This window comes from Streptomyces sp. DH12, from assembly GCF_020873895.1.
In the GTDB taxonomy this organism is placed as follows: Bacteria; Actinomycetota; Actinomycetes; order Streptomycetales; family Streptomycetaceae; genus Streptomyces.
Window position 1 is genome coordinate 1 of sequence record NZ_JAHWGT010000095.1, and the last position, 1,207, is coordinate 1,207.

Genomic DNA, 1,207 nt, shown 5'->3' on the forward strand with positions numbered 1-1,207 from the left:
GTACGGCTTCGACGCCGCGTTCAACTACAAGAACGGCCCCGTGAGCGAGCAGCTGCGCGCCGCCGCCCCCGACGGCGTCGACGTGTACTTCGACAACGTGGGCGGCGACCACCTGGAGGCGGCCGTCGGCAGCCTGAACCGGGACGGCCGCATCGCCGTCTGCGGCGCGATCTCCGTCTACAACAACACCGAGCCCGCGCCCGGCCCGAGGAACCTCGCCCGCCTCATCCAGACCCGCGGCCGCATCGAGGGCTTCCTGGTCGGCGACCACTACGACCTCCAGCCGCAGTTCGTCCAGGAGGTCGGCGCCTGGGTCCGCTCGGGCGAGCTGAAGTACCGCGAGACCGTCGTCGAGGGCATCGAGAACAACCTGGAGGCCTTCCTCGGCGTCCTGCGCGGCGACAACACCGGAAAGATGATCGTCAAGCTCTGACGACCGGGCTCCCCGGAGCCGCTGGACCGCACCCGGCCGCACGATCCGTGCCGCCGGGTGCGGTCCTTTCGCGTGGGGCGCCTACGCGCCCCGCGGGCCTGCGCCCTCCGTGCGGTCGCCGGTGTCCCGCTGGTGGCCGCGGCGGGCGTCGCGGTCGAAGATGCCGAGGATCTCGCACGGGCCGCCCTCCGCCCCGATCGCGTGCGGCGTCATGGTGGGGAACTCGGCGGCCTGGTTGGTCTCGACGCGGTACCGCCGGTGCCCGAGCATCAGGACCGCGGTTCCGGAGAGCACGACCAGCCATTCCCGGCCGGGGTGGGCGCGCATCCGGGCGGGACTGTCGGGCGGGGGAGCGGTCAGCCGCTGACGCACCACGCTCATCCCGGGGTCGCCCTTCACGGGCCAGCGCATCAGGCCGTGGGCGCCGTCGACCATCGGACTGACGACGACGTCGTCGTCGGCGTTCTCCACGAGCTGGTCCAGGGTGGTGTCCAGGGCCCGGGCGAGGACGACGAGCTGGTCCAGGGCGAGCCGGCGCTGCCCGTTCTCGATCCGGCTCAGTGAGGACTGGCTGAGGTTGGCCCGGGTCGCCAGTTCCTCCAGGGACCACCCCTGCGCGACCCGCAGCGCCCGTATCCGTTTGCGTACGAGGCCGTCCAAGCCGCCGTCTTCTTGCGTCATGGGCAACATCGTTTGCCTTTGCCGCAATACGGGCTTAGCGTCGGGACGGAGCGGGGCGGCGGTCCGCGCGTCCGCCGCCCCGCGTCGTCCCCC

At 72.4% G+C, this 1,207-nt stretch carries 2 protein-coding genes; one reads left to right on the forward strand and one right to left on the reverse strand.

All coding sequences use genetic code 11. The annotated features are described in order from the left end of the window. Positions 1–433: NADP-dependent oxidoreductase (locus LPA54_RS32675; RefSeq protein WP_228984389.1), on the forward strand; the 433-nt coding region annotated here is incomplete at its 5' end. Between the two features lie 81 nt (positions 434–514). On the opposite strand, the gene LPA54_RS32680 is transcribed toward LPA54_RS32675, so the two are convergent. Further along, entirely contained in the window at positions 515–1,114 is a 600-nt protein-coding gene (locus LPA54_RS32680; RefSeq protein WP_193457580.1) for a helix-turn-helix domain-containing protein, read from the reverse strand. Between the last annotated feature and the right edge of the window lie 93 nt (positions 1,115–1,207).